At 56.1% G+C, this 22351-nt stretch carries 18 protein-coding genes; 9 read left to right on the top strand and 9 right to left on the bottom strand.

The window, feature by feature from the left end; translation table 11 throughout:
* Positions 1–3 precede the first annotated feature (3 nt).
* Positions 4–792, top strand: coding sequence for a xanthine dehydrogenase accessory protein XdhC (gene xdhC, locus J1779_RS09185; protein WP_217203614.1), 789 nt, complete (start codon positions 4–6; stop codon positions 790–792).
* Here xdhC and J1779_RS09180 read toward each other — a convergent pair.
* Both J1779_RS09180 and J1779_RS09175 read right to left on the bottom strand, forming a co-directional pair.
* Positions 785–1087, bottom strand: coding sequence for a helix-turn-helix domain-containing protein (locus J1779_RS09180; protein ID WP_238485113.1), 303 nt, complete (start codon positions 1085–1087; stop codon positions 785–787). The genes xdhC and J1779_RS09180 overlap by 8 nt on opposite strands.
* Positions 1084–1410, bottom strand: a complete 327-nt coding sequence (locus J1779_RS09175; protein WP_338019855.1) for a type II toxin-antitoxin system RelE/ParE family toxin — start codon at positions 1408–1410, stop codon at positions 1084–1086. The genes J1779_RS09180 and J1779_RS09175 overlap by 4 nt, the downstream gene beginning before the upstream one ends.
* A gap of 320 nt (positions 1411–1730) precedes the next feature.
* Here J1779_RS09175 and J1779_RS09170 point away from each other — a divergent pair, with 320 nt between their 5' ends.
* Together J1779_RS09170 and J1779_RS09165 are read left to right on the top strand one after the other, a co-directional pair.
* On the top strand, positions 1731–2381 hold the full coding sequence (locus J1779_RS09170) for an NAD(P)H-binding protein (protein ID WP_217203612.1): 651 nt from the start codon (positions 1731–1733) through the stop codon (positions 2379–2381).
* 200 nt (positions 2382–2581) lie between these two features.
* Positions 2582–3277, top strand: a complete 696-nt coding sequence (locus J1779_RS09165) for a GntR family transcriptional regulator (RefSeq protein ID WP_056770529.1) — start codon at positions 2582–2584, stop codon at positions 3275–3277.
* A 49-nt stretch (positions 3278–3326) separates the two neighbouring features.
* Here the strand turns inward: J1779_RS09165 and fetB are convergent, their stop codons facing one another.
* From fetB to bcsE, 5 genes are all read right to left on the bottom strand, one after another.
* Complete coding sequence (gene fetB / locus J1779_RS09160; RefSeq protein ID WP_122095275.1) at positions 3327–4100, bottom strand: iron efflux ABC transporter permease subunit FetB; 774 nt, start codon at positions 4098–4100, stop codon at positions 3327–3329.
* A complete protein-coding gene (gene fetA / locus J1779_RS09155) occupies positions 4087–4758 on the bottom strand; it encodes an iron efflux ABC transporter ATP-binding subunit FetA (protein WP_122095276.1) in 672 nt (223 codons plus the stop codon). The genes fetB and fetA overlap by 14 nt, the downstream gene beginning before the upstream one ends.
* Positions 4759–4881: 123 nt before the next feature.
* Positions 4882–6525, bottom strand: a complete 1644-nt coding sequence (bcsG, locus tag J1779_RS09150; protein ID WP_217203611.1) for a cellulose biosynthesis protein BcsG — start codon at positions 6523–6525, stop codon at positions 4882–4884.
* Entirely contained in the window at positions 6522–6752 is a 231-nt protein-coding gene (bcsF, locus tag J1779_RS09145; protein ID WP_122095278.1) for a cellulose biosynthesis protein BcsF, read from the bottom strand. Before bcsF ends, bcsG begins: the two co-directional genes overlap by 4 nt.
* 1 nt (position 6753) lies before the next feature.
* The gene (gene bcsE / locus J1779_RS09140; protein WP_217203610.1) at positions 6754–8355 is read right to left on the bottom strand and encodes a cellulose biosynthesis protein BcsE; all 1602 of its coding nucleotides are present in this window, start codon (positions 8353–8355) and stop codon (positions 6754–6756) included.
* 204 nt (positions 8356–8559) lie between these two features.
* Between bcsE and bcsR the strand changes: the two genes are divergently transcribed.
* Genes bcsR through J1779_RS09115 form a run of 5 tightly spaced genes read left to right on the top strand, consistent with a single transcriptional unit; the run spans position 8560 to position 17746 of the window.
* Positions 8560–8769, top strand: coding sequence for a cellulose biosynthesis protein BcsR (gene bcsR / locus J1779_RS09135; RefSeq protein WP_056770546.1), 210 nt, complete (start codon positions 8560–8562; stop codon positions 8767–8769).
* A gap of 2 nt (positions 8770–8771) precedes the next feature.
* Positions 8772–9497 carry a cellulose biosynthesis protein BcsQ gene (gene bcsQ / locus J1779_RS09130; protein WP_217203609.1) on the top strand — a complete coding sequence of 242 codons (726 nt, stop codon included), beginning with the start codon at positions 8772–8774 and terminating at the stop codon, positions 9495–9497.
* Entirely contained in the window at positions 9494–12106 is a 2613-nt protein-coding gene (gene bcsA, locus J1779_RS09125) for a UDP-forming cellulose synthase catalytic subunit (RefSeq protein WP_217203608.1), read from the top strand. Before bcsQ ends, bcsA begins: the two co-directional genes overlap by 4 nt.
* Positions 12106–14445, top strand: a complete 2340-nt coding sequence (bcsB, locus tag J1779_RS09120) for a cellulose biosynthesis cyclic di-GMP-binding regulatory protein BcsB (RefSeq protein ID WP_217203607.1) — start codon at positions 12106–12108, stop codon at positions 14443–14445. The genes bcsA and bcsB overlap by 1 nt, the downstream gene beginning before the upstream one ends.
* A 22-nt stretch (positions 14446–14467) precedes the next feature.
* Positions 14468–17746, top strand: coding sequence for a cellulose synthase subunit BcsC-related outer membrane protein (locus J1779_RS09115; RefSeq protein WP_217203650.1), 3279 nt, complete (start codon positions 14468–14470; stop codon positions 17744–17746).
* Positions 17747–17819: 73 nt separating this feature from the next.
* Here J1779_RS09115 and J1779_RS09110 read toward each other — a convergent pair whose 3' ends face one another.
* Both J1779_RS09110 and manA read right to left on the bottom strand, forming a co-directional pair.
* Positions 17820–19358, bottom strand: a complete 1539-nt coding sequence (locus tag J1779_RS09110; protein ID WP_217203606.1) for a YdgA family protein — start codon at positions 19356–19358, stop codon at positions 17820–17822.
* A gap of 137 nt (positions 19359–19495) precedes the next feature.
* Positions 19496–20674 carry a mannose-6-phosphate isomerase gene (gene manA, locus J1779_RS09105; RefSeq protein ID WP_056770562.1) on the bottom strand — a complete coding sequence of 393 codons (1179 nt, stop codon included), beginning with the start codon at positions 20672–20674 and terminating at the stop codon, positions 19496–19498.
* A 249-nt stretch (positions 20675–20923) separates the two neighbouring features.
* Between manA and fumC the strand changes: the two genes are divergently transcribed.
* Positions 20924–22321, top strand: a complete 1398-nt coding sequence (gene fumC / locus J1779_RS09100) for a class II fumarate hydratase (protein WP_217203605.1) — start codon at positions 20924–20926, stop codon at positions 22319–22321.
* Positions 22322–22351: the final 30 nt, after the last annotated feature.

The raw sequence follows: 22351 nt of genomic DNA, 5'->3' as shown, positions 1-22351 counted from the left end.
TTCATGCGTACAGATGACTGGATCACCCGTTTACAGGAACTGAAACACCGCGGGGAACCCTGCGTGGTGGCGACGCTGGTGGAAAATCAGGGCTCCACGCCGCGCGATGCGGGCAGCAAAATGCTGATCACCGCCGGGCAGCAATTTTATACGCTGGGCGGCGGTAACCTTGAGTTTCAGGTCACGGCGATTGCCCGCGAGATGTTGCAGCAGGGCGCACAAACCAGCCGCTTTGAACGTTTTTCGTTAGGGGCGCGGCTGGGGCAATGTTGTGGCGGTATGGCGTCGGTGTTGCTCGAACCGCTCGGGCAACCGCAGCCGCATGTGGTGGTTTACGGCGCGGGGCACGTCGGGCGGGCGCTGGTGAATATCCTCAGCACGTTGCCTTGCCGTATTACCTGGGTCGATGCGCGCGCCAGTGAGTTTCCTGCGCAGGTGGATCCGCACATCACCTGCGTCGTGGATGAAGAACCGGAAGGGACAGTGGCACAAATGCCCGCTGGCAGCTATTTCATGGTGCTGACGCACGATCACCAGCTGGATTTCGCCCTGAGCGAACGCATCCTGAAGCGGGGAGATTTCCGTTATTTCGGGCTGATAGGCTCCGACACCAAGCGTAAACGCTTCGATTACCGGTTATCGGGGAAAGGAATTTCGGATAAACAGCTGGCGCGAATGCGCTGCCCGGTCGGTTTACCGGATGTGCGCGGCAAACTCCCGGCAGAAATTGCCGTGGCAATTGCCGGGGAGTTTATCGCTGCGTATGGCGCGCACAATCAGGCGGTCAGCTGAGTTTTTTAAATTCAAAGGTACCGCCGAGCGCGACGGCATAACGGCTGACGGTATTCAGTGTGGGGCAAGCAGCACCGTTTTCAAAGCGGCTGATATTTTGCTTTTTGATGCCGGTACGTTTTGCAATATCTTCCTGCGTCAGCGATTGGGCAATTCGCATGGCCTTAAGATCTGCCACCATCTTTTTATGCATTTTGTGAGCGGCGTACGCGGCGACAAACTCGGGATTTTTCATCGCTTCCGCTTTCACAACGCTAAAGGGGATCAGTTCATAGTCATCATCATCGTCAATCATGGTTCATTCCTTTTGACAGTTTTCATGCGTTTTATCGCCAGCGCTAAATCGTTGGGAGGCGTCTTATCCGTTTTCTTATGCAGGATATGGACGACATAAATACGCCGCCCCTTCATAAAAAAGTAAAACGCTCTGCCCAGGCCATCCCGGCTGGTAACCCGAATCTCTCGTAATCCATTTCCAACATATCTGACTAAAGGTTCTTGCAGGTCAGCGCCATAGTTTTCCAGGTCTTCCAGTGCATCAACGACTGCGGCATAGAGCGTCATAGGCAATTTAAGGAGTGTTTTCTTAGCGCCGGGTAACAGGGTTACGTCGTACACAATCGCTTTCCTTGCGGTGAAGTATGATGACTCTCCCTTTAATTGAAAAGTAATCATTTATGATTCTTTTTTTAACAGGAACCGGGTTCACATTTTTGCCGGGTTCCGCCGTTTCGTACGCTGACGAACGGCCATTCTGAACAGGTTTTTCAGGTTGTGAATGAGGAGAGCGTTTTCGTTCGCGATGTCTCGCAAAAAATCGGTGAGGGCTGGAAAACCAGTCTGATCGACGCAAAGCCTGCGGCTCTGGGCGCTAATAAACCGTGAAATTTGATGTGCTACAGTTAAAGGGAATTGAAATGAAAACGTCAGGAGGCGTAATGACTCAAGTTGCAATCGTGGGAGCACACGGTCAGATAGGCAAACTGATCATCAAACATTTGCGTGCGCAGGGCCTTGAAGCCATCGGGATTGTGCGTAAAACCGAACAGCTTGCGCAAATGGATGCGCTGGGCGCCAAAGGCGTTCTGCTGGATATCGAAAATACTACAGCGCAGGCGCTGGCGACGGCGCTTAAGGGTGCAGATGCCGTGGTGTTTGCCGCCGGTGCCGGTGGCGGTTCGACGGCGGAGCGTAAACGCACGGTCGATTACGCAGGCTCGGTGTTGCTGGCGCAAGCCGCACAGCTTTCAGGCATTCGCCGCTATGTTCAGATTTCGGCGGTGGATGTGGATAAACCGCTGAAACCCGATACCGATCCGGTCTGGAAAGCGTATGTCGAGGCCAAACGTGATGCCGATATCGAACTGCGCAAAAGCGGGCTGGACTGGACCATTCTTCGTCCGGGGCCGTTGACGGATGATCCGGCAACCGGCCTGGTGACGCTCAACGAGCATGCCGGAAGGGGCGACGTCAGCCGCGAAGATGTGGCGCTGGTGGTCGTGGCGGTGCTGAATGCACCCTCGTCCGTTGGCAAACAGTGGGAACTTCGCGGCGGTGATACGCCGGTCAGAGACGCTGTGACACAGTAAACCGCTACGCCAGCACTGCTTTTTTGATCGCGGGAAAGCAGTGCTGAGCGCATTTGTATGTTAAGAGCAATGCCTCAGGTGTGTTGTTTTGTTACAAGGTAGTGCATGATTTACGACTGAAATCGTTCAGGAAGAGTGCTAATTTACGCGCATAGACGGCGCAAATAGAAAGACAGGCACAAGAGGCAATATCCCATTCCATGAGCACTCACACTACAACAGCGAAACAGCTGGAAGTTCAGCGAATCACCGAAATCCTATCCAGAGCCATCGGGCAGCAACGGCTGAGGCCGGGCACGCGTCTGGTGGAGTCGCAGCTGGTTGAAGCCCTCAACGCCAATCGTAATCACGTACAGGTCGCGCTTCAGCGTCTGGCGATGCAACGCATTGTGACGATTGAACCCAACCGCGGGGCGATGGTTGCTCAACCCACCGCACGGGAAGCGCGGGAAGTGTTCATTGCCCGCCGGGCTATCGAGCGGGCGATTGTGGAAAGCATTACGCCGGACATCCTGCGTTCACATCGTCAGCGGATCAGCAGTCACATGCGCAACGAACGCGATGCCACGGCATCAGAAGATCGCCGCGCCATTGTGCGCGAGCTGAGTGAGTTTCATCTGATCCTCGGCGAGATTTGTGGCAATAAGGTGCTGAGCGAAATCCTGTCGAATCTGATGGTGCGCAGCTCTCTGATTGTCGCGTTGTACCAGCGCAATGAAGTGCCTTCCTGCCAGTGCGATGAACATGAAGCGATCATTAATGCGCTGGAAGCGGGAGACACGGCTCAGGCGGCAGACATCATGCTGGAACACCTGGACGATCTCGAAGGCGTTTTAGACCTTGATGATGCCGCCAGCACAGAAGTGAATCTGCGGCAGGTGTTGTCCGATTTATAGCACGCAACACCGGCAGACAGCGCCCGCCGGACGCGGGCGCAACAGGCCATCATGAGGACTTAAGGCGGCGCAGCTGAGCGCGATCGTTGTAGAAACGCTGACAGGCCAGGTACCCCGCAATAATGGTCGATAAGCTGGCGGTGCCCAGTAACATAAATGTCACCATAATCTGATATTTGATGGCTTTTACCGGGTCGATACCGGCAAAGATCAGCCCGGACATCATGCCCGGCAAACTGACAATACCCACCGTTTTCGCCGCATCCACGGTCGGGATCATCGCCGCACGGATGCTGTCGCGAATTATCCTCCCGGACGCAATTTTGGTCGACGCGCCAAGGCTCAGCATCTCAAGAATTTTTTGCTGATTGTCGAGAAACCGCTGATTCAGATTGCTGTAACACAATCCCACCGCCACCATCGCATTCCCCGCCACCATGCCGGAAATCGGAATGACCTGCATGGGCAAAAATTCAATGGATCCGGTCAGGATCAAAATCGTCAGCGTCAGCGTGGTGCCCGCGGTGATCGCAACAAACGAGATCACGAACCCGTTATCAATGTTGCGGCTGCGTTTTCTGGCATTCAGCGCCGCATTCACGCAGATAAACAACACCATCAGCACCGTCAGCCAGCCATTGTTGAGATCGAAAATGTATTTCAGCACATAGCCGACGATCACCAGTTGCACGATGGCGCGGGCCACGCTCCAGATGATGTCCTTTTCCAGCCCCAGTTTTTCTTTACTGCTGATAAGCAGGGCGACCACCACCAGAACCAGCGCCAGGGCCAGAGATTCGTTAGTAATATTATGCTGATTCATTGACGGCGTTCTCAGGCGAAGTGTGTGACAGGGTTATGACGTTTTTGGCGTGGCGGATCTCATTCTGATCGTGACTGACCCACAGCACGGCGAGCTGTTTCTGTTCTGTCAGGCTGGCAATGATCGAGTTGATGTTTTCTTTGTTGTCTTCATCCAGCGCACTGGTGATTTCATCAAGCAACAACACATCCGGCAGAAATTGCAGGTTACGCAGCAGGGCGACCCGCTGTTTTTCGCCCCCCGAGAGTTCCTGAATATTTTTGGTCAGCATATCTTCAGACAGGTGCACGCGTTTAAGCCAGGCGCGAAGCAGTGCCTCGTCCACCTTTTTTTGTCTTATCTGGTACGGCAGCGCGAGATTGTCGAGCACGGTTTCACCGAACAGTGACGGCGTCTGAAAGCAATATGACACCCGCTGGCGATACACCTCCGGTTTTATCCGGCTGATGTCTTCACCTTTGAAGTAAATGCTGCCGCCGGTCGGGTTTAACAGCGACGCTATGATTTTCAGCAATGTGCTTTTACCGCTGCCCGACGGCCCGGTCAGCAGGGTGAATTCACCGGGATTGAGGGTCAGCGAAACAGGCTCAAGAAGCGGGGTGTCATTGAGGGTGAACGCGACATCGTTCAGGCGAAGTAAATCCGGAGGAGCAGACATGGAAATATCCAGGGGTAATGTGTTGAATGTGTGAATAATATCACTGTTTTGCGTTTTTGTGGGGGAGCGGGGTTTGCTCCTCCCCCGGCGAAGAGGGAGGACGTAAGGAGGATTAACAGGCAATCAACTCGGATAGGGTACCCATCCGCCGCCGTTCAGGCGGATATAGATTTTTCCCTGATATTCCATGACCACGGCGTTTTCATTTTCAGACACCAGCGGCGTCTGCGGCAGGTTGGCGCTGAAGGTTTTCCAGTCCATTGACGGTGTGGTAAAGACCTTGCCGTCAACGGCGCGGGACACCATGTCGGCAATCGCAAGATAGCTGCTTGGCGTATCGATTTTTATCGGTGCTGACCCGTGCGGTGCCTGCATGCCGAAGAATTTCACACCCACCGGAATGTGCGTGATGCCAGGGCTTGGAATATCGCGCAGACCGGAAATCTGCATTTTGTCACCGACCAGCGCGGCGCCATGTTCCGGCACCACCACCAGCATCACTTTGCGGCCTGATTTATCAAGCTGATCCATAAAGGTATTCAGCTGACTGAGCAGCGTCTGGGCGCGGCTGCGGTAGTCGGCGCTTTTATTGCTGCCCACATAACGGTTGCCGTCGTGCAACGGGATCAGGTTAAAGAAGGTCGCGGTGCGCGCGGTTCCGGCTTTTTGCTGATTCTCCAGCCAGCGGGAGAACAACTGCCCGTCGTTGAAAATCGGTGAGCCGTCGAAAGAGGTCAGTTCATGCCCCAGACCGGCCTGCGACATCAGTGGCGATTTCATGTCTGCGTCGTCGCGCAGGTTGCCGATGTAATTACCAAACTCGCCGGTGTGATCCATCGCCAGCTGGGACGTGAAGCCCAGACGCGCCAGATCGTCGAACAGGTAACATTGCTGCCCGGCAGCCTGATACAGATTATGGTGCGACGACTGACCGCAGCTGGCGCGCAACAGACGGATAGACGCCGGGCCGCTGTAAGCCGTGGCGGAGTTGAAACGGCTGAACACGTAATCAAAGCGTGACCACAGCGGTGAGCTGGACAGGTTGACTGCATCCAGATCTGCCCATGCCAGTGAACAAATGTTGATCACCAGCAGATCAAAGGGCTGAGCATCGGCCGGCAGGGCATCCGGGAAGCGGACATTGCGGCGGCTTTCATTCTGGTAGAACTGCTCTAAATAGGCGCTGAGATTGGCATCCGTCGGCGGGCCACTGACCGTATTCGTCGTGGTGGAAGAGGCTGCCGGTTGCGCGGCGACCGGTTTATCCACCGCCGCCGTGACTGCGGCGGGCGTGAACAACGGCGTGACCAGGAAGCTGAGGTTTACCCACAGTAATGCCGCCACCGTAAAGGTCGTCAGACGGATCCACTGCGAGATGAACAGATAGCCCACCAGCAGCGCAAAACCCACGCCAATCCACTGCCAGTTAATAAAGCGGTCGGCCAGCTCCAGCAGATAACCCATGCTGAATCCGGTGACATCTGCGCCCTGACTGACAATGGAACGCCAGCCCGGCAGCCAGGTGTCGTGATACAGCAACGCCAGACCAAACGGCAAAGCCACCCACTGCCGCCAGCGGTGCATCCGCAGCGAAGGCAGCGGGAAAAGGAGTACGGCGGCGAAAATCAGGTTGCTCAGCGCATCAAAATTCAGGTAGCCCTGGGCCAGCAGCACAAATTTGAGCAGAAAGTAGTAGTTCCATGCGCCAAGACCGCGCCAGGATTGCCAGACCCGCAGACGGGGTGCGGAAGGTTGTGATTCTTTCATAGTGACGATTTGGATTTCCCGGTGGCGAGAGAAGTATCAGTTTTTGCTGTGCGCTGGCGATGTTTGTTCACCGTGCTGAGGGTGATGGGGGTCAGATAGCGCGGCCGCAGGAACCGTGTGGCCAGCCTGTTTTTCCAGCGCGGTAAACGGCTGCGCAGGGCATAACCGAGCGGGATAAACAGGATCGCCGCTAATATAAAAATCTCAATGATATCGCTGACAGACATTTTATAACTCCGGCGTCTTGATGACGGATGAATCACTGACGGCCAGCGTGACAGCGACGGGCTGATGGACAGGCGCGCGTTTCAGGGGTTCGACTTTATGCGCCACAAAGGCTTCCGCGCCCGCTACCGGTTGCGCCATTGGCGGTTTGGCCGCGAGGCGACGCACCTCGGTCTGAATATCCCGTTCCTGGCTCCAAAAGGTCTGGCTGGTGAACACTTCTTTCACCGGCAAAGTAAACAGGAAATCGAGCACGCTTGCGACATCACTGACCTGGCAGTTAGACAGGAACAGATACAGGTGTTTTTCTGTCACCGTCAGAATGTCGCCGTCGCGACGCAGGGAACACAGCGACATCGCCTGCTGCGGGCTGATGCCACTGGCCGGGCGCAGGGAGATCAAAATCCCGCGTGATTCGGTGGCCAGTGAGGCGTGCGTCCAGATATCTTTCATCACGGTGCAGAACGCCGGTAAGGGCAGATAGCCTTTGTGATGGGTAGGCAAGCGGCTGTCGAGCAGCACCTCGATATCTTCCGGCACGTGGCGGGTGAAACTCAGGTTTTGCAGATCATCGAGCAGGGTGAGGAAATTGGACAGCCGTGCTGCGTGAGGAACCACGAGATTGGCACCGCAGGCCTGCAACAGCCGCTGATCGACATACCGCAGCGAAGAATTCATTTCGCGAATGACAATCTTCAGGCTGTTGCCGCGTTGCATCCGCAGACGGTGGATCTGGCGCGCGATCACTTCCACTTCATCATTACCACCGAGGGCAAAAACCACCGTCGCCGCGCGGGCATGCGCCGCTCTTTCGGCTAACGTCGCATTATCATCGAACAGGAACCAGCGCTCAGAAAGCGGCGGTGCGCCTTCCAGCACGCTGCGTTCTGCCAGCAACATCCACTGATCGTCACCGGTTTGCCCGGCAACCAGAGTGGGCGTGTTTTTTTGTATTTCCCAGCCGGTTTCGCGTACGGTCAGCGGGTAGAGGGTATTGGCTTGTGAAATGACATTGTCATGCCACCAGGAAACCCCCCACTGATTGGGCTGAACGTCCGTTTTAATCTCGGCCAGGCCACATATTTGCCGGTGGTATAAATGCAGACGGGTTTTAGCGGTATTAATACCGCTGCCATAGCAGATAATAAGACAGCTGCTGCGTTTATTATCGCAGGCTATACTCATTTCGCGTACCCAACGGGTGAGCTGTTTATCGTTTAATGCCAGGCACGAAGTCGCGGGGATCAATAAAATCAATAATGCAGAATTTGAGTTAGGTAAACGATGAATATCAGACGGCAATGCCAGCAGGGCTTTCATTGTTTTGCCGAGCTGATAATAAGCCACCTGTTTGCGCGGCTTTGTCAGGCTGGTTAAAATAACATCGTCAGCCTCTAGCCGGTTTTCTTCATTCGTGCAAATTAAATTGTGCTCTGGAAACACCACGCTGACCGGCGCAACGTCATGTTGTGCCTCAATAACCTGCCCGCAGAGCCGATAGGCGGCCTCCTGGCTGTCTGCATTGACCCAGTAAAGACCGCGAATTTGCATTTCCGCTAATCCATTCCAGAATTGCGACATGCCTAAAGAAAAGGAGAGTGCCATAGAGTTATATCTGCTTGTATTCGGGTTCGATTAAAAGTCTGCTAGGGACACAATCTAAATGTGAGTATAATAAATTCTATCATTGCTACATTAAATAATCATAAATCTTCACAATAATGTTTTGATACTAAAATGCCTAACCCCGCAGGGCAATTTTTGCGTGGTGTGGCGTCAGTGCGAGATTGAATGCAGGGAGGGGGTCCATTGGGCGCCAATATTATAGACTCAGACGAATCCGATTCGAGTAAAGACAACGATTTTCATGCACTGAGTCACTATTTTTCTGTCTCTGAATTAAATTATGTCGATATCGGCCGCAAAGAAAAAATTCCGCAACTGATGTCGCGCTGGCCGCTGCTGGCCGAACTGGCAAAACTCGACGAGCTGTCGCCCCCTGACGCGGAGAAAAAATAATCATGGCCGTTATCGCGTTACAGGGTTTTCGGGGCGGCACGGGCACCACCTGCGTGACGGCTGCGCTGGCCTGGGCCCTTGCACAGCTCAATGAAAAGGTTCTGGTGATCGACTTCTCCCCGGATAACTTGTTGCGCCTGCATTTCGGTATGCCGTTTGAACAGTCCCGCGGCTGGTGCGCTGCACATCAGGCGGGGACCGCCTGGCAGGCATCGGCCCTGCGTTATCATCCCCGACTCGATTTTCTGCCTTATGGCAATGTCCGGCCTGGTGGCGATTCGCCATTACCTTTTGACTGGCCGCGCGCGATTCGTCAGCTGAAAAATACCGGCGTGTATGACTGGATCCTCATCGACTCACCGGCGGCGGACCCTCTGCCTGCCCAGACGGTGGCCGACGCCACACTGATGTTGCTGCACGCCGATACGCAGTCGCACGTGCGTTTACATCAGCACGCGCTGCCGGCCAATGGCCGTTATCTGGTGAATCAGTTCATGACCTCCAGCCAGCTGCAGCAGGACATTTTATTGCTTTGGCAGGAAACGCTGGCGTCGCTGGTTCCGACCGTTTTGCACCGTGACGAATCGATGGCCGAATCGCTGGCGGCCAAACAGCCGGTAGGCGAGTGGGACCCTGACAGTAAAATCAGCCGGGAACTCAATACCCTGGCAAGCTGGTGCCTGCTGAATTTGCGCAGCCATGACGATCGGCGGAGCGCCAGCGCATGAGCCGCCTGCTGAACGTTTTGCTGGTCCCGCCGGTGATCTCCGTGTTGCAGAGCCGCTATCGCCGCTACCGCCATCATCACGCGTCACCGGTTGCCGCCGCGACCATGGTGTTTTGCATCGCCCTGAGCTGGCTGTTTTTACGGTTTGAATCGCCGTCGTGGCAACGGGTGAGCGGACAACGCGCCCGCTGGTATCCGCAACTTTCTGCCGATCGCCCGAAACTGGCCGACCCGTTACGTTACCTGCTGCAAAGCCTGTGGCTGATGATCATCATTCCCTCCAACGGCCTGCGCGAACGTTTCACTTACACCCGCTGGCCGCAGCGGCTGCGCGACCGCTTCTACGGCTGGCTGGAAGCGCTGCCGGTGAAGGTGGAACAAAATCCGCTGGAAGCCAGAGTGGTACGCCGCGTCAGCACCATGAACCGCGTGGCAAAACGGGTGTTGATACTGCTGGCAGGTCTGGTGGCGCTGACGCTGGCGATGTTTTGCATTTCTCAGCCGTTCGGTTACCCGGCGCAGTTTGTTTTCGTGGTGCTGCTGTGGAGCATTGCGATGATCATCCGGCGTATCCCTGGCCGTTTCCCGGCGCTGATGCTGATTGTGCTGTCGCTGACCATTTCCTGTCGCTACCTGTGGTGGCGCTATACCTCGACCCTGAACTGGGACGATCCGCTGAGCCTGACCTGCGGATTGCTGTTGCTGCTGGCCGAAACCTATTCGTGGACGGTGCTGGTGCTGGGTTATGTGCAGACCATCTGGCCGCTGAACCGCAAGCCCGTGCCCATGCCTGCGGATGTCAGCGTCTGGCCGACGGTTGATTTAATGATCCCCACCTATAACGAAGATCTCAGCGTGGTGAAACCGACGCTGTATGCGGCGCTGGGGCTGGACTGGCCGCGCGACAAACTGACGATTTATTTGCTGGACGACGGCAACCGGCCGGAGTTCGCCGATTTCGCCCATGAGATTGGCATTAAGTACATCGCGCGTGAAACCCATGAACATGCCAAAGCCGGGAATATCAATCACGCGCTGAAGCAGGCGCAGGGCGAACTGGTGGCCATTTTTGACTGCGACCACGTTCCGACCCGTTCTTTCCTGCAACTGACCGTCGGCTGGTTCTTTAAAGATAAAAAACTCAGCATGTTGCAGACGCCGCATCACTTCTTTTCACCGGATCCGTTCGAACGAAACCTCGGACGTATGCGGCGCACGCCTAACGAAGGCGAACTGTTCTACGGGCTGGTGCAGGACGGCAATGACCTGTGGGATGCCAGTTTCTTCTGTGGCTCCTGCGCGGTGTTGCGGCGTGATGTGCTCAATGAGATCGGCGGCATTGCGGTTGAAACCGTCACCGAAGATGCCCACACCTCGCTGCGTATGCATCGCCACGGTTACAGTTCTGCCTATATCCGCATTCCGCAGGCCGCAGGGCTGGCGACGGAAAGTCTGGCGGCGCACGTCAGCCAGCGTATCCGCTGGGCGCGCGGCATGGTGCAGATATTCCGACTGGATAATCCGCTGTTCGGTAAAGGCCTGAAACTCGCGCAGCGGTTGTGTTATGCCAACGCGATGATGCACTTTCTGGCCGGTATACCACGCCTGATCTTCCTGACTGCGCCGCTGGCTTTCCTGCTGATGCATGCCTATGTCATTTACGCGCCTGCGCTGGCCATCGCGCTGTATGTTCTGCCGCACATGATCCACGCCAGCCTGACCAACTCCCGCGTGCAGGGCAAATACCGTCACTCATTCTGGAACGAGATTTACGAAACCGTGCTGGCCTGGTACATCGCCAGGCCGACGACTGTGGCGTTATTTAATCCTCACGCCGGCACTTTTAACGTCACTGCGAAAGGCGGGCTGAATAAACACGCTTACGTCGACTGGAAAATCAGCCGTCCTTATCAGGTGCTGATGTTGCTTAATCTGGCCGGGCTGTTCTTTGGTATTTATCGCGCGATTTATGGTCAGGCGGATGAATTGCTGACGGTGCTGGTGAGCATGGCTTGGGTGATTTACAACATGATCATTCTCGGCGGGGCGATCGCCGTGGCGTTTGAATCCAAGCAGGTGCGTCAGGCGCACCGCGTAGACGCCAAAATGCCGGCGTCGCTGCTGCGCCCTGACGGCCATCTGTATGTGTGCACCGTACAGGATTACTCCGACAACGGCGTCGGGCTGGAAACGGAAAGCGCCCGTTATTTCAATGCCGGTGACAACGTCACGTTAATTCTGCATCGCGGCCAGCAGGAGTATGCCTTCCCGGTGCAGGTCAGCCGTGTCTTCGGCCAAAGTATGGGGATGCAGCTTCTGCCGTTAACCACACAACAACACATCGATTTTATTCAATGTACCTTTGCCCGGGCAGACAGCTGGGTATTACGCGAAGACAGCTTCCCGGAAGACAAACCGATGGAAAGTCTGCGGGAAGTGCTGGGGCTGGGGATCCGCGGATATATGCGAATGCTGGATATCGCCCCGCAGCGCTACCGGCCACTGGCCTCCAAAACCCAGACGTTTGGCCGCTGGTTGCTCTCGTTTGCGCCGCGTAACCCGCCGCTGTCCGTTCAGCCTGATGAATCAACCCTGATGATGACAAAATAATGAAAAGACTTCCTTTGACGACTTTGATGGCATCCGCATTGATGACACTGGCATTGGGTTCTGCGGCCTCTGCCTATGGCGAGCAGGCCACGGCGGCGGTATTGCCGCAAACGGCTGCGACGCCGCCACAGGTGGCACTGCCGATGGTCGCGCCTGCGGTCAACCCGATGATCATCCCTGGCGCGCCGGTGCGCAGCCTGTCGCTGCCGTTTGCCGATGTGGCACCGACGCCGGGCGCGATAACCTTGCGCGGCATCCAGCCCAACGGCCAGATCGAGTTCGGCGTGCGCAGCGACGAAGTGGTGACGCAGGCGACGCTGAATCTGGAATTCACGCCGTCGCCGTCGCTCATTCCGGTCCAGTCGCATCTGAAGGTTTATCTCAACGATCAGCTGATGGGCGTTGAAGTCATCGATAAAGACCAGCTCGGCAAGAAAAATCATCTGCAAATGGTGATTGACCCGCGCTATGTGACTGACTTCAACCGCATCCGTCTGGAGTTTATCGGTCATTATCAGAATATCTGTGAAAACCCGGCTAACAGCACACTGTGGCTGGAGCTTGGTAAGGGAAGTTCGCTCAGCCTGCAATATCAGAAGCTGCCGCTGAGCAACGATCTGGCGCATTTCCCGGTGCCGTTCTTTGATGCCCGCGACAGCCGGCCGCTGGATTTGCCGATGGTGTTTGCCGCCTCGCCGGATGCCACACAACAACAGGCGGCGGCTATTCTGGCGTCCTGGTTTGGTACCAAAGCGCAGTGGCGCGGCCAGTCATTCCCGGCCCTGTATAACCAGCTGCCGGACAGCCATGCGGTGGTCTTTGCCACTAACGACAAACGCCCTGATTTCCTCAAAGAGATGCCGCCGGTAAAAGGACCGGTGGTGCAGATGACCAGCCGGGCGGATAACCCGTACGTTAAAATGCTGCTGATTCTGGGCCGTGACGATCAGGATCTGCTGACGGCGGTAAAAGGCATCGCTCAGGGCAATATTCTGTTCCGCGGGCAGACCGTGGGCGTGGATAAAGTGGAGCAGGTTCAGGCCCGTCAGCCGTATGACGCGCCAAACTGGGTACGCACCGATCGTCCGATGAACTTTGGTGAACTGAAACAATATGCCGAACAGTTGCAGTCTGACGGCATTCAGCCAAACCCGATCACCCTGAACATCAACCTGCCGCCGGATCTGTTTTTGATCAACAGTTCGGGTATCGATATGCGTCTCAGATACCGCTATACCTCGCCGCAGCTGAAAAATACCTCACGGCTGAGCATCAGCCTGAATAACCAGTTTATGCAGGATCTGACCCTGAAAACCGGCCACGATGAAGATTCGCAGTTACTGCATTTGTCGCTGTTGCAGGGGCTGCTCGATGGCAGCAAAGACCTGAACATTCCGGCGCTGAAACTCGGCGCAGTCAACCAGATGCGCTTTGATTTTGATTACACCTCTCTGCTGGCGAGCGGCACCGAAGGACGTTGCGAAACCTATACCACGGTGCCGAATCACGTGGTGATCGACGACAGCTCCACCATCGATTTCTCCGGTTATCGTCACTTTATGGCGATGCCGGATTTACGCGCCTTTGCCAATGCCGGTTTCCCGTTCAGCCGCATGGCGGATTTGTCTCAGACGCTGCTGCTGGTTCAGCCGCAGCCGCAGCCGGTGCAACTGACCACGCTGCTCAATGCGCTGGGGAATATCGGCGCGCTGACCGGTTATCCGGCGCTGAGCGTCAGCCTGACCGAAGATGCCGCGAAAGCCAAATCAACGGATGCCGATTTGCTGGTGGTGGGTGAATTACCGGCGGATTTACGTGATGACAGTATGCGCGATGATAAAAAAGCCAATCTGCTGATCAATGCGGCGCGGGATGCGATCAACACGCCAATCCGCCAGACACCGCTGCCGGATAACGCCGCACCGGCCAGCGATGCCCGCGTCGATGCCAGTGCGCAGATCACCGCACAGGGCCCTGTGGCGGCGGTTGTCGGTTTCCAGTCGCCGTATTTCGAACAACGCAGCGTGGTTGCCCTGATGGCGAATGGTCAGCAGGGCTTTGACATGCTCAATCACTCTTTGCAGGACACCAAACAGCGCGCGCTGGTTTACGGCTCGGTGGCGGTGGTGCGTGATTCCGGTACCACCAGCCTCAAAGTCGGCGATACCTATTACGTGGGGCATCTGCCGTGGTGGGAGCGCGTCTGGAATGCGCTGGCGACACATCCGGTTTTACTGGCGGTGATGGCGGTTGTCGTGGTGATTCTCGCGGCTATTTTGCTGTGGAGTGGCTTGCGTGCCCTGAGCCGTCGTCGTTTGTATGAAGACGATCAGGAATAAGCCCGTGAACACCCCTCACAAGATGCCGTTCACATTCAACAGGCTGGCCCTGACCCTGGGGCTGGCGCTGCTGAGCGCACAGGCCGGGGCCGCACCGGTGGTTTCCCCTGAGCAGTGGCTGCTGGAACAGGTACGCGTCGGTGAAGCCAGCCATCAGGAAGAACTGGTGCGTCAGTCGCTTTTTCGTCTGGAACTGATGGATCCTCAGAATCCGCAGGTGCTTTCCGCCCGTTTGCGGCTGTTACTGCGCGAAGGGGATCAGGCCGGTGCGAAACAGCAATTGCAAAAAATTCAGCAGGTCGCGCCAGATTCTGACGACTTCCGGCAGGCGCAGCTAAGCTTGCGGATTGCCTCGCCGGACATGCAGCAAAAACTCCAGCAAACGCGCTTACTGGCGACCGCCGGACGTCTCGACGAAGCCAAAGCCCAGTACGATGCGTTATTTCAGGGGCAGCCGCCAACGCTCGATCTCGCCGTGGAATACTGGCAGCTGGTCGCACGGCTGCCTGGGCAGAAAGCCCGTGCGCAAGGGCAGCTTCAGGCACTCAATCAACAGTATCCCGGTGATGTGCAGCTACGGTTGCAACTGGCACAAATGGCGTTTGATGCCGGTGACAACGCCGGTGGGGTCGCGCTGGTGAAACAGGTTGCCACCACCAATGAAGGGCGGTCGCCTGCCGCAGATTTATGGCTGGCGCGCATCAGGGCGCAGCCGGTGGCGAATGCCAGTGTCGATGCGTTGCAGGCGTTTATCGCCACCTTTGATACCGGCCCTCAGGTGATCGCCGCCCAGCAGGAACTCCAGAGACAGCAGGCGATGCTTGCCGATCCTCACTATCAGGCACGGATCAAAGGGCTGGCGCAGATAGAAAAAGGCGGCTCCACGGCGGCCATTGCGCCGCTGCGTCAGGCCTTGCAGGAAAAACCTAACGACGCTGAAGTGCTCGGGGCGATGGGGCTGGCGTATTCCCGTTCCGGCAACCGTCAGCAGGCTCTGGCGATGTTCCAGCGCGCCAGGGCAGCCGAACAGGATGGTTATAACACCAGTAAATGGAACAGCCTGATCGACACCAACAGCTACTGGCTCAGGATTGAGCAGGGCGATAAAGCGCTGAAGGCCGGGCAGTTAGATCGGGCGCAAAGCGCCTATCAGCAGGCTCAGCACATCGACGCCCGCGATCCCTGGGCTCAAATTGGCCTCGGTGATGTGGCCGTAGCACGTAAAAACGATCCGCTCGCCGAACAGGCTTATCGCCGTGCGCTGGTGCTGGAACCCAACAACAGCAGCGCCGAACGCGGGCTGGTGAACATTTATCAGCGGCAGTCGCCGCAAAAAGCGCTCGATTATCTCAGCACCTTGCCTGCCGCTTCCCGGCAAACGTTCAGCGATCGTCAGAAAAGCCTGCAAAGCGATGTGCTGACCGCGCAGGCGGAAAAAGCGGTGGCAGCGCGTCAGTGGGATCAGGCTGCCACACTTTATGCGCAGGTGCTGGCCCTGACCCCGGACGACGTCTGGAGTACGTATCACTACGCCGGTGCGCTGCGTGAAGCGGGGCATCCGGACAAAGCAGATGCCGCATTTACCCGGCTGGCGGCGAAAAAACCGGCCGATCCGCAGCAGGTCTATGCCTATTCGCTTTACCTCTCGGGTTCCGATCGCGATGAAGCGGCGTTGCGCCACTTACAGACGTTGCCGCAGAACCAATGGGACGCCAATATGCGCGAAATGGCGCAGCGCATCCGGCTCGATAAAACACTTTCAGGTATCGACACCGCCCTGGCGGCGGGCGATACCGCACTGGCGAAACAGCGTCTGCAACAGGCGGATCTGCCGGCCGACGGGCTGAGTCTTAATCAGCAGCGTCGGGTGGCGACGGCCTGGCTGGATGTCGGCGAAGCCAGCAGGGCGTACACTTTATTGCAGCCACTTAAAATGGCCGCCCGCCAGCAACCCGCCGGGCAGGATAAGGCGCTGATTTACCGTAATGCGGCGAACGTTGAACAACAGCTCGGTCAGCCCGATCTCGCCCGCCAGGATTACGCACAGGCGATGGTGGCCAGCGGCATCACGGCGCAGATGCCGGAAGATAACGACGGTTACACCCGACTCACACGTCAGCAGGCCGGAGATGACTGGCTTAAACGCGGCATCCGCTCCGATGCCCATGATTTATACCGTCAGCAGGACGTCAACTTCACGGTGGATACCGACTCCTGGGCGTCCAGCGGTACGCCGGGTAAATCCGATCTGACCGCCAATACCACCATGTTTCAGGCCGATATGCCGGTGTATCAGGGCAGAGGTTTCCTGCGCGCTGACTGGGTGCGGATGGATGCGGGAACGTTTGATCATCAGAACGGTAACTTCGAAGAGAGCTTTGGTACCTGTACCGATCAGGTTTGCCGGCGTTATCGCAGTCAGAACGCCAATGGCCTGAGTCTGGCGGCGGGCTGGGAAAATGAACAATGGAAAGGGGATCTGGGCACCACGCCGCTCGGCTTCCCGGTGGTTGACTGGGTCGGCGGGCTGGCATACAGCGGCGACTGGGAGACTATCGGCTGGACCACCACCGTCTCGCGCCGCCCGATTTCCAGCTCACTGCTCTCCTTTGCCGGAGCGAAAGATCCGGGCACCAATACCACCTGGGGCGGCGTTCGCGCCACCGGTGCCAGCCTCGGCCTGAGTTACGATCAGGGTGAAGCCAACGGCGTCTGGGCAGACATCAGTGCGCATCAGCTGACCGGTAAGAATGTGGCGGACAACACCCGTGAGCGGCTGATGGGTGGCTATTACTATAAGGTCATCAACGAGGATAACCGCCGGGCGACCGTCGGCCTGAGTTCGATGGTCTGGCATTACCAGAAAGATCTCAGCGGTTACACGCTGGGACAAGGCGGGTATTACAGCCCGCAGCGCTATTTCTCGCTGGCGGTGCCGGTGAATTATCGCCAGCGCACGGAAAACTGGTCATGGCAACTGGGCGGCTCGGTTTCCTGGTCACAGTCATCGACAAGCAGCCAAAAACGTTACCCGATCCAAAGTCTGATCCCCGATACGTTAACGGATAAAAGTGCCGTTGAGTCCGGCAGCAGCGGTTCCGGTTTCGGCTACACCGTGCAGGCCTTGCTGGAAAGAAGGGTCAGCGCCCACTGGACGGTCGGGGCGGGTATCGACATTCAGCAGGCGAAAGATTACACGCCGAGCCATTATTTACTGTACGCGAGGTATTCGATGGGGGGCTGGCAGGGCAGTCTGGATCTGCCGCCGCAACCTTTAACGCCGTATGCTGATTTCAAATAAGCGAAAGGTTCAGGCATAAAAAAAGAGGGGAAGACATTCCCCTCTTTTCGTTCTTATCGCGGGTGTATCAGAATTACTGCGCCGGAACCGGAGCGACCGGCGGTGCCAGAGGCGCAGGGGCTTCAGATTGTGGCTGAGCAGCCGGGCCGCCGAACAGGCCAAACATACCGGCAAATTCCTGCAACGTCATCTTCTGACCGTTCAGATCCACCTGATTATCCGCATAGCTGAAGCTGCTGGTCAGGGTGTCATCTTTCACCGTGGTCAGTTTAAACATCTGACCCATGGCTGCCAGACCCTGAACCTGCTGCTGTGCCAGCTTGGTGGCGTCATCGCCGCTGTAACCTTCCAGTTTAGCCACCTGAGTGGTGACTTCGGTTGCCATCGCCAGCGGAACATTCAGTTTAGCGTCGATTTTGCTGACCAGATTAGACAACATCTGATCCTGCGTTTGCGCAGGTGTAGCGGCCGGATCTTTCAGATCCAGATGCAGGTTGAAGGTACTTTCACCTTTGCTGTTTTTCCAGCTCAGCGGTGCAATGCTGATACTTGGATTGCCTTTGAGCAGCAGAGGCAGATTCGCCAGCAGCATATCGGCGGCTTGTTGCTGGTAAACCGCAGGATCCAGTTCACCTTGTTGCATCAGCAGGGCGCGGGATTGCTGATTGTAATTATCAGCAAACTGTTTCAGCGCCGGGCCATCCAGTTTGTCCAGCTTCAGCGTCAGTTTGGCAGAACCGAAATCAGCACCCTGAATTTTCAGTGCATCAATGGTGTAATCCTGCTGGCCGCCGATGTTATTGCCGTTTTCAGCAAATTTGCTCACCAGTTTGAAGTTATCCAGAGAGCCCGCGTCTTTACCGTCAACGTTCACCAGAATCTGTTTGATGCTCAGGTTCTGATCGCCCACGCCGACCTGGAATTTACCCTGCCGGGTATCGCTGTCCATGTTTAAACCGGCCAGCGTCACTTTTTCAAGCTGACCGAACTGGTTTTTAGAGGTGATCGCCAGGCTGTCGATGTCCGCTTTCAGCTTCATCGCCGTCAGCTCTTTATCCACATCCACATTGATGGTGCCGCCGGAGAATTGCAGCTGGCTCTCTTCTTTCTGGTAGGTCACCGGGATAATGTCGATGGCCGATGCGCTCGCGCCGCTGTAAGAGACGCGGGTATCCGCGGTGATCAGCGAGCGACCTTTGGTCACGTCAAACAACGGTTTGAGCGTTGGGGTGTTTTGCAGTTCGGAATGCACCGAAGCCATGCTCGGGATCAGGTTGAATTTCTTCAGCTGAGCGGCAGGGAACGGGCCATGATCGACGGTTTCGATAAACGCGATTTCATCACCGGTTTTCAGTGCGCTGGTACCTGCGGTGGCCGCAGCGGCATCAGGTTGCAAAACGATGCGCAATTTGCTGCTGAACACGCCACGCTGGTAATCCTGATAACTGACTTTCAGGCCGGCTTTCGGGAAAGCAGTCTGCAGCTGGCTGTTGGCCGCCGCGACTTCTTCATCCATATGTTGTTCGATGAGTTTACCCGTGTACCACGAGACGCCTGTCCAGGCTGCGCCAAGGACGACAATGACGCTTACAGCGACTAACGACTTCTTCATATCTCTGTTTATCCTTATGAAATGTCCCGAAAACAAAAAACGCCTTGCGGCGTTATTAGTCTCCTGAGTGTAGCTCAATCAGTAAAAAAATCATCAAATTGAGGCCATTAGCCCCAATTTGTTTAATGACCGGATACTTAACTCAGGGTATTGAACACGCGGGCAATGCGCCCGTTGCCACTTATGCTGACCGGCGATTCACTGGCCGCAATATAGCCGGACTCACCCGGATTGAGCACCAGCGTCTGGCCGTCTTTCACCAGCACGCTCTGGCCTTCGATACAAAAGACAATCGCCGCGCTGTCTTGTTCAAGCGTTTGCGGCTCTGCAGACAGGCTGTGGATGGAGAACGCAAAATCTTCTACCGGGATCGGGAAGTTAAGCTCTGCGCCTTTTTCCACCGGCGTCGTCAGCAATTCACTGGCCGGTTTGGCATTGAATTTCAGGTTGGCCAGCAACTCAGGGATATCGATGTATTTCGGCGTCAGGCCTGCGCGCAGGACGTTGTCGGAATTCGCCATCACTTCCAGCGACACCCCTTTCAGATAGGCGTGCGGCGTTTCGGCATACAGGAACATGCCTTCGCCCGGTTGCAGGGTAATCACGTTCAGCAGCAGCGGAGAGAAAAGGCCGGTGTCGTGCGGATAAAATTCAGCGATGCTGCGGATGGTGTCCCACGGCTCGCCGCGCTGATCGTTGAGGACGGATTTCAGCACATCCAGCGCCCGCGATTTATCGTCGCCTTCCAGACTCAGCAGCCCGGCGAACAGGGTACGCAGGTGGTCAACATCGGGATAAGACAGGAAGCTGGCAATCAGCGGATGGGCACCGGCGACCGGTTGCAGCAAAGAAACGGTTTCACGCAGCTCGCGAAAACCGTTCATGGCCTGGAACTCGGTCAGGGCATAGACCAGTTCCGGCTTGTGATTCGGATCTTTATAGTTACGTTCAGCCGCATCGAGCGGGATCCCGTTGGCGTTTTCTTTGGCGTAACCCAGCTCGGCTGCGCCTTTGCTTGGATGAACCTGAATTGACAGCGGCTGATCGGCACACAATACTTTGAACAGGAAAGGCAGTTCACCAAAACGTTTGGCGACTTTTTTACCTAACTGCCCCTCAAGATTGGCACTGATTTGATCGCGCAGAGAAATCGTCTCACCGGCGGCATTCTCAACCTGAGAGCTGCTTTTCGGGTGAGCACCCATCCACAATTCCGCCATCGGACGATCTTGCGGATCGGTAATGCCATAAAGTTCCGTCAGCGCGTCTTTACTGCCCCAGGCGTAATTTTGTACACCGTTATGCATCTTTTGCATTGCTTCATCCTGAATGGAAAATTCTACCCGCTAGTAAACAATGACGGGGCGGCCTTTACAACTGTGAAGGGTCAAAAAGTGCGGTGATGGCGCAATCTCTTCAATGTAAAAGGAACGGGTAATACGCTTGCCTTATATGTCACTATACTCGTCAGGCCGCTGATGAACGCGTGGGAGCGCACCTGGCGGCTGAAAATCCTGCACAAAACACAGACACTCATTCGAAAATAACTATCTAAGGAGACAACAATGACAGCGACTCGCATTGAAAAAGACTCAATGGGGCCTATCGATGTTCCGGCAGATAAGCTTTGGGGCGCACAGACGCAACGTTCGCTTGAACACTTTCGTATTTCCTCTGAAAAAATGCCCACGGCGCTGATCCACGCGCTGGCCCTGACCAAACGTGCGGCCGCCAGCGTCAATATGGATCTCGGTTTGCTGCCCGCCGAGCGGGGCGACGCCATTGTTGCCGCTGCCGATGAAGTGCTGGCGAATAAACATCCTGAAGAGTTTCCGCTTTCCATCTGGCAGACCGGTTCCGGCACCCAGACCAACATGAATATGAATGAAGTGCTGGCGAACCGGGCGAGTGAGATCCTCGGCGGTGAGCGCGGCGAAGCGCGTAAAGTGCATCCGAACGATGACGTCAACAAAAGTCAAAGTTCCAACGACGTTTTTCCGACCGCGATGCATGTCGCTGCGGTGATTGAACTGCGTGAAACGCTGCTGCCTGAGCTGAAAGTGCTGCACAAAACGCTGCAAGCGAAAGCCGAAGCCTATCGCGATATCGTTAAAATTGGCCGGACACATCTACAGGATGCCACGCCGCTGACCCTGGGCCAGGAGATTTCCGGCTGGGTGGCGATGCTGGCGCATAATGTCACGCACATTGAAAACAGTATTCCGCACATCGCGGAGCTGGCGCTGGGCGGCACGGCGGTAGGTACCGGCCTGAATACGCACCCTGAATATGCGGTTCGCGTCGCGAAAGCGCTGGCTGACCTGACCAAACAGCCGTTCGTCACGTCGCCAAATAAGTTTGAAGCACTGGCAACCTGCGACGCGCTGGTGCATGGGCATGGCGCACTGAAAGGTCTGGCGGCTTCGCTGATGAAAATCGCCAACGACGTTCGCTGGTTATCTTCCGGCCCGCGTTGCGGCATTGGCGAGATTTCCATTCCGGAAAACGAACCGGGGAGCTCGATCATGCCAGGCAAAGTGAACCCGACGCAGTGTGAAGCCATGACCATGCTTTGCGCGCAGGTGCTGGGAAATGATGTCGCCGTCAATATTGGTGGCGCTTCCGGTAACTTCGAGCTGAATGTGTTCCGCCCGCTGGTGATCCACAACTATCTGCAATCTGTCCGTTTGCTCGCCGACGGAATGCGCGGTTTCAATGAGCACTGTGCCGTCGGCATTGAGCCAAATCGTGACCGCATTACGCAGTTGCTGAATGAATCGCTGATGCTGGTGACGGCGCTCAATACCCATATTGGTTATGACAAAGCGGCGGAAATCGCCAAGAAAGCCCATAAAGAAGGGCTGACACTGAAAGGTTCTGCGCTGAAACTCGGTTATCTGACCGAAGAACAGTTCGACGAATGGGTCAGACCGGAAGCCATGGTCGGCAGCATGAAGGCATAAGTTTCCCTGATACCTGTGCACCAGAAAGGT

Source organism: Rahnella rivi (genome assembly GCF_019049655.1).
Taxonomy (GTDB): Bacteria; Pseudomonadota; Gammaproteobacteria; order Enterobacterales; family Enterobacteriaceae; genus Rahnella; species Rahnella rivi.
The sequence above is the reverse complement of the archived record's forward strand: the minus strand, read 5'-3'. Positions and strand labels throughout refer to the sequence as shown.

Excerpts from the sequence above, each read along its gene's own strand:
- xdhC (WP_217203614.1), top strand. The coding sequence starts at position 4 with ATGCGTACAGATGACTGGATCACCCGTTTACAGGAACTGAAACACCGC.
- J1779_RS09180 (WP_238485113.1), bottom strand. The coding sequence starts at position 1,087 with ATGATTGACGATGATGATGACTATGAACTGATCCCCTTTAGCGTTGTG.
- J1779_RS09170 (WP_217203612.1), top strand. The coding sequence starts at position 1,731 with ATGACTCAAGTTGCAATCGTGGGAGCACACGGTCAGATAGGCAAACTG.
- J1779_RS09165 (WP_056770529.1), top strand. The coding sequence starts at position 2,582 with ATGAGCACTCACACTACAACAGCGAAACAGCTGGAAGTTCAGCGAATC.
- fetB (WP_122095275.1), bottom strand. The coding sequence starts at position 4,100 with ATGAATCAGCATAATATTACTAACGAATCTCTGGCCCTGGCGCTGGTT.
- fetA (WP_122095276.1), bottom strand. The coding sequence starts at position 4,758 with ATGTCTGCTCCTCCGGATTTACTTCGCCTGAACGATGTCGCGTTCACC.
- bcsG (WP_217203611.1), bottom strand. The coding sequence starts at position 6,525 with ATGAAAGAATCACAACCTTCCGCACCCCGTCTGCGGGTCTGGCAATCC.
- bcsF (WP_122095278.1), bottom strand. The coding sequence starts at position 6,752 with ATGTCTGTCAGCGATATCATTGAGATTTTTATATTAGCGGCGATCCTG.
- bcsE (WP_217203610.1), bottom strand. The coding sequence starts at position 8,355 with ATGGCACTCTCCTTTTCTTTAGGCATGTCGCAATTCTGGAATGGATTA.
- bcsQ (WP_217203609.1), top strand. The coding sequence starts at position 8,772 with ATGGCCGTTATCGCGTTACAGGGTTTTCGGGGCGGCACGGGCACCACC.
- bcsA (WP_217203608.1), top strand. The coding sequence starts at position 9,494 with ATGAGCCGCCTGCTGAACGTTTTGCTGGTCCCGCCGGTGATCTCCGTG.
- bcsB (WP_217203607.1), top strand. The coding sequence starts at position 12,106 with ATGAAAAGACTTCCTTTGACGACTTTGATGGCATCCGCATTGATGACA.
- J1779_RS09115 (WP_217203650.1), top strand. The coding sequence starts at position 14,468 with ATGCCGTTCACATTCAACAGGCTGGCCCTGACCCTGGGGCTGGCGCTG.
- J1779_RS09110 (WP_217203606.1), bottom strand. The coding sequence starts at position 19,358 with ATGAAGAAGTCGTTAGTCGCTGTAAGCGTCATTGTCGTCCTTGGCGCA.
- manA (WP_056770562.1), bottom strand. The coding sequence starts at position 20,674 with ATGCAAAAGATGCATAACGGTGTACAAAATTACGCCTGGGGCAGTAAA.
- fumC (WP_217203605.1), top strand. The coding sequence starts at position 20,924 with ATGACAGCGACTCGCATTGAAAAAGACTCAATGGGGCCTATCGATGTT.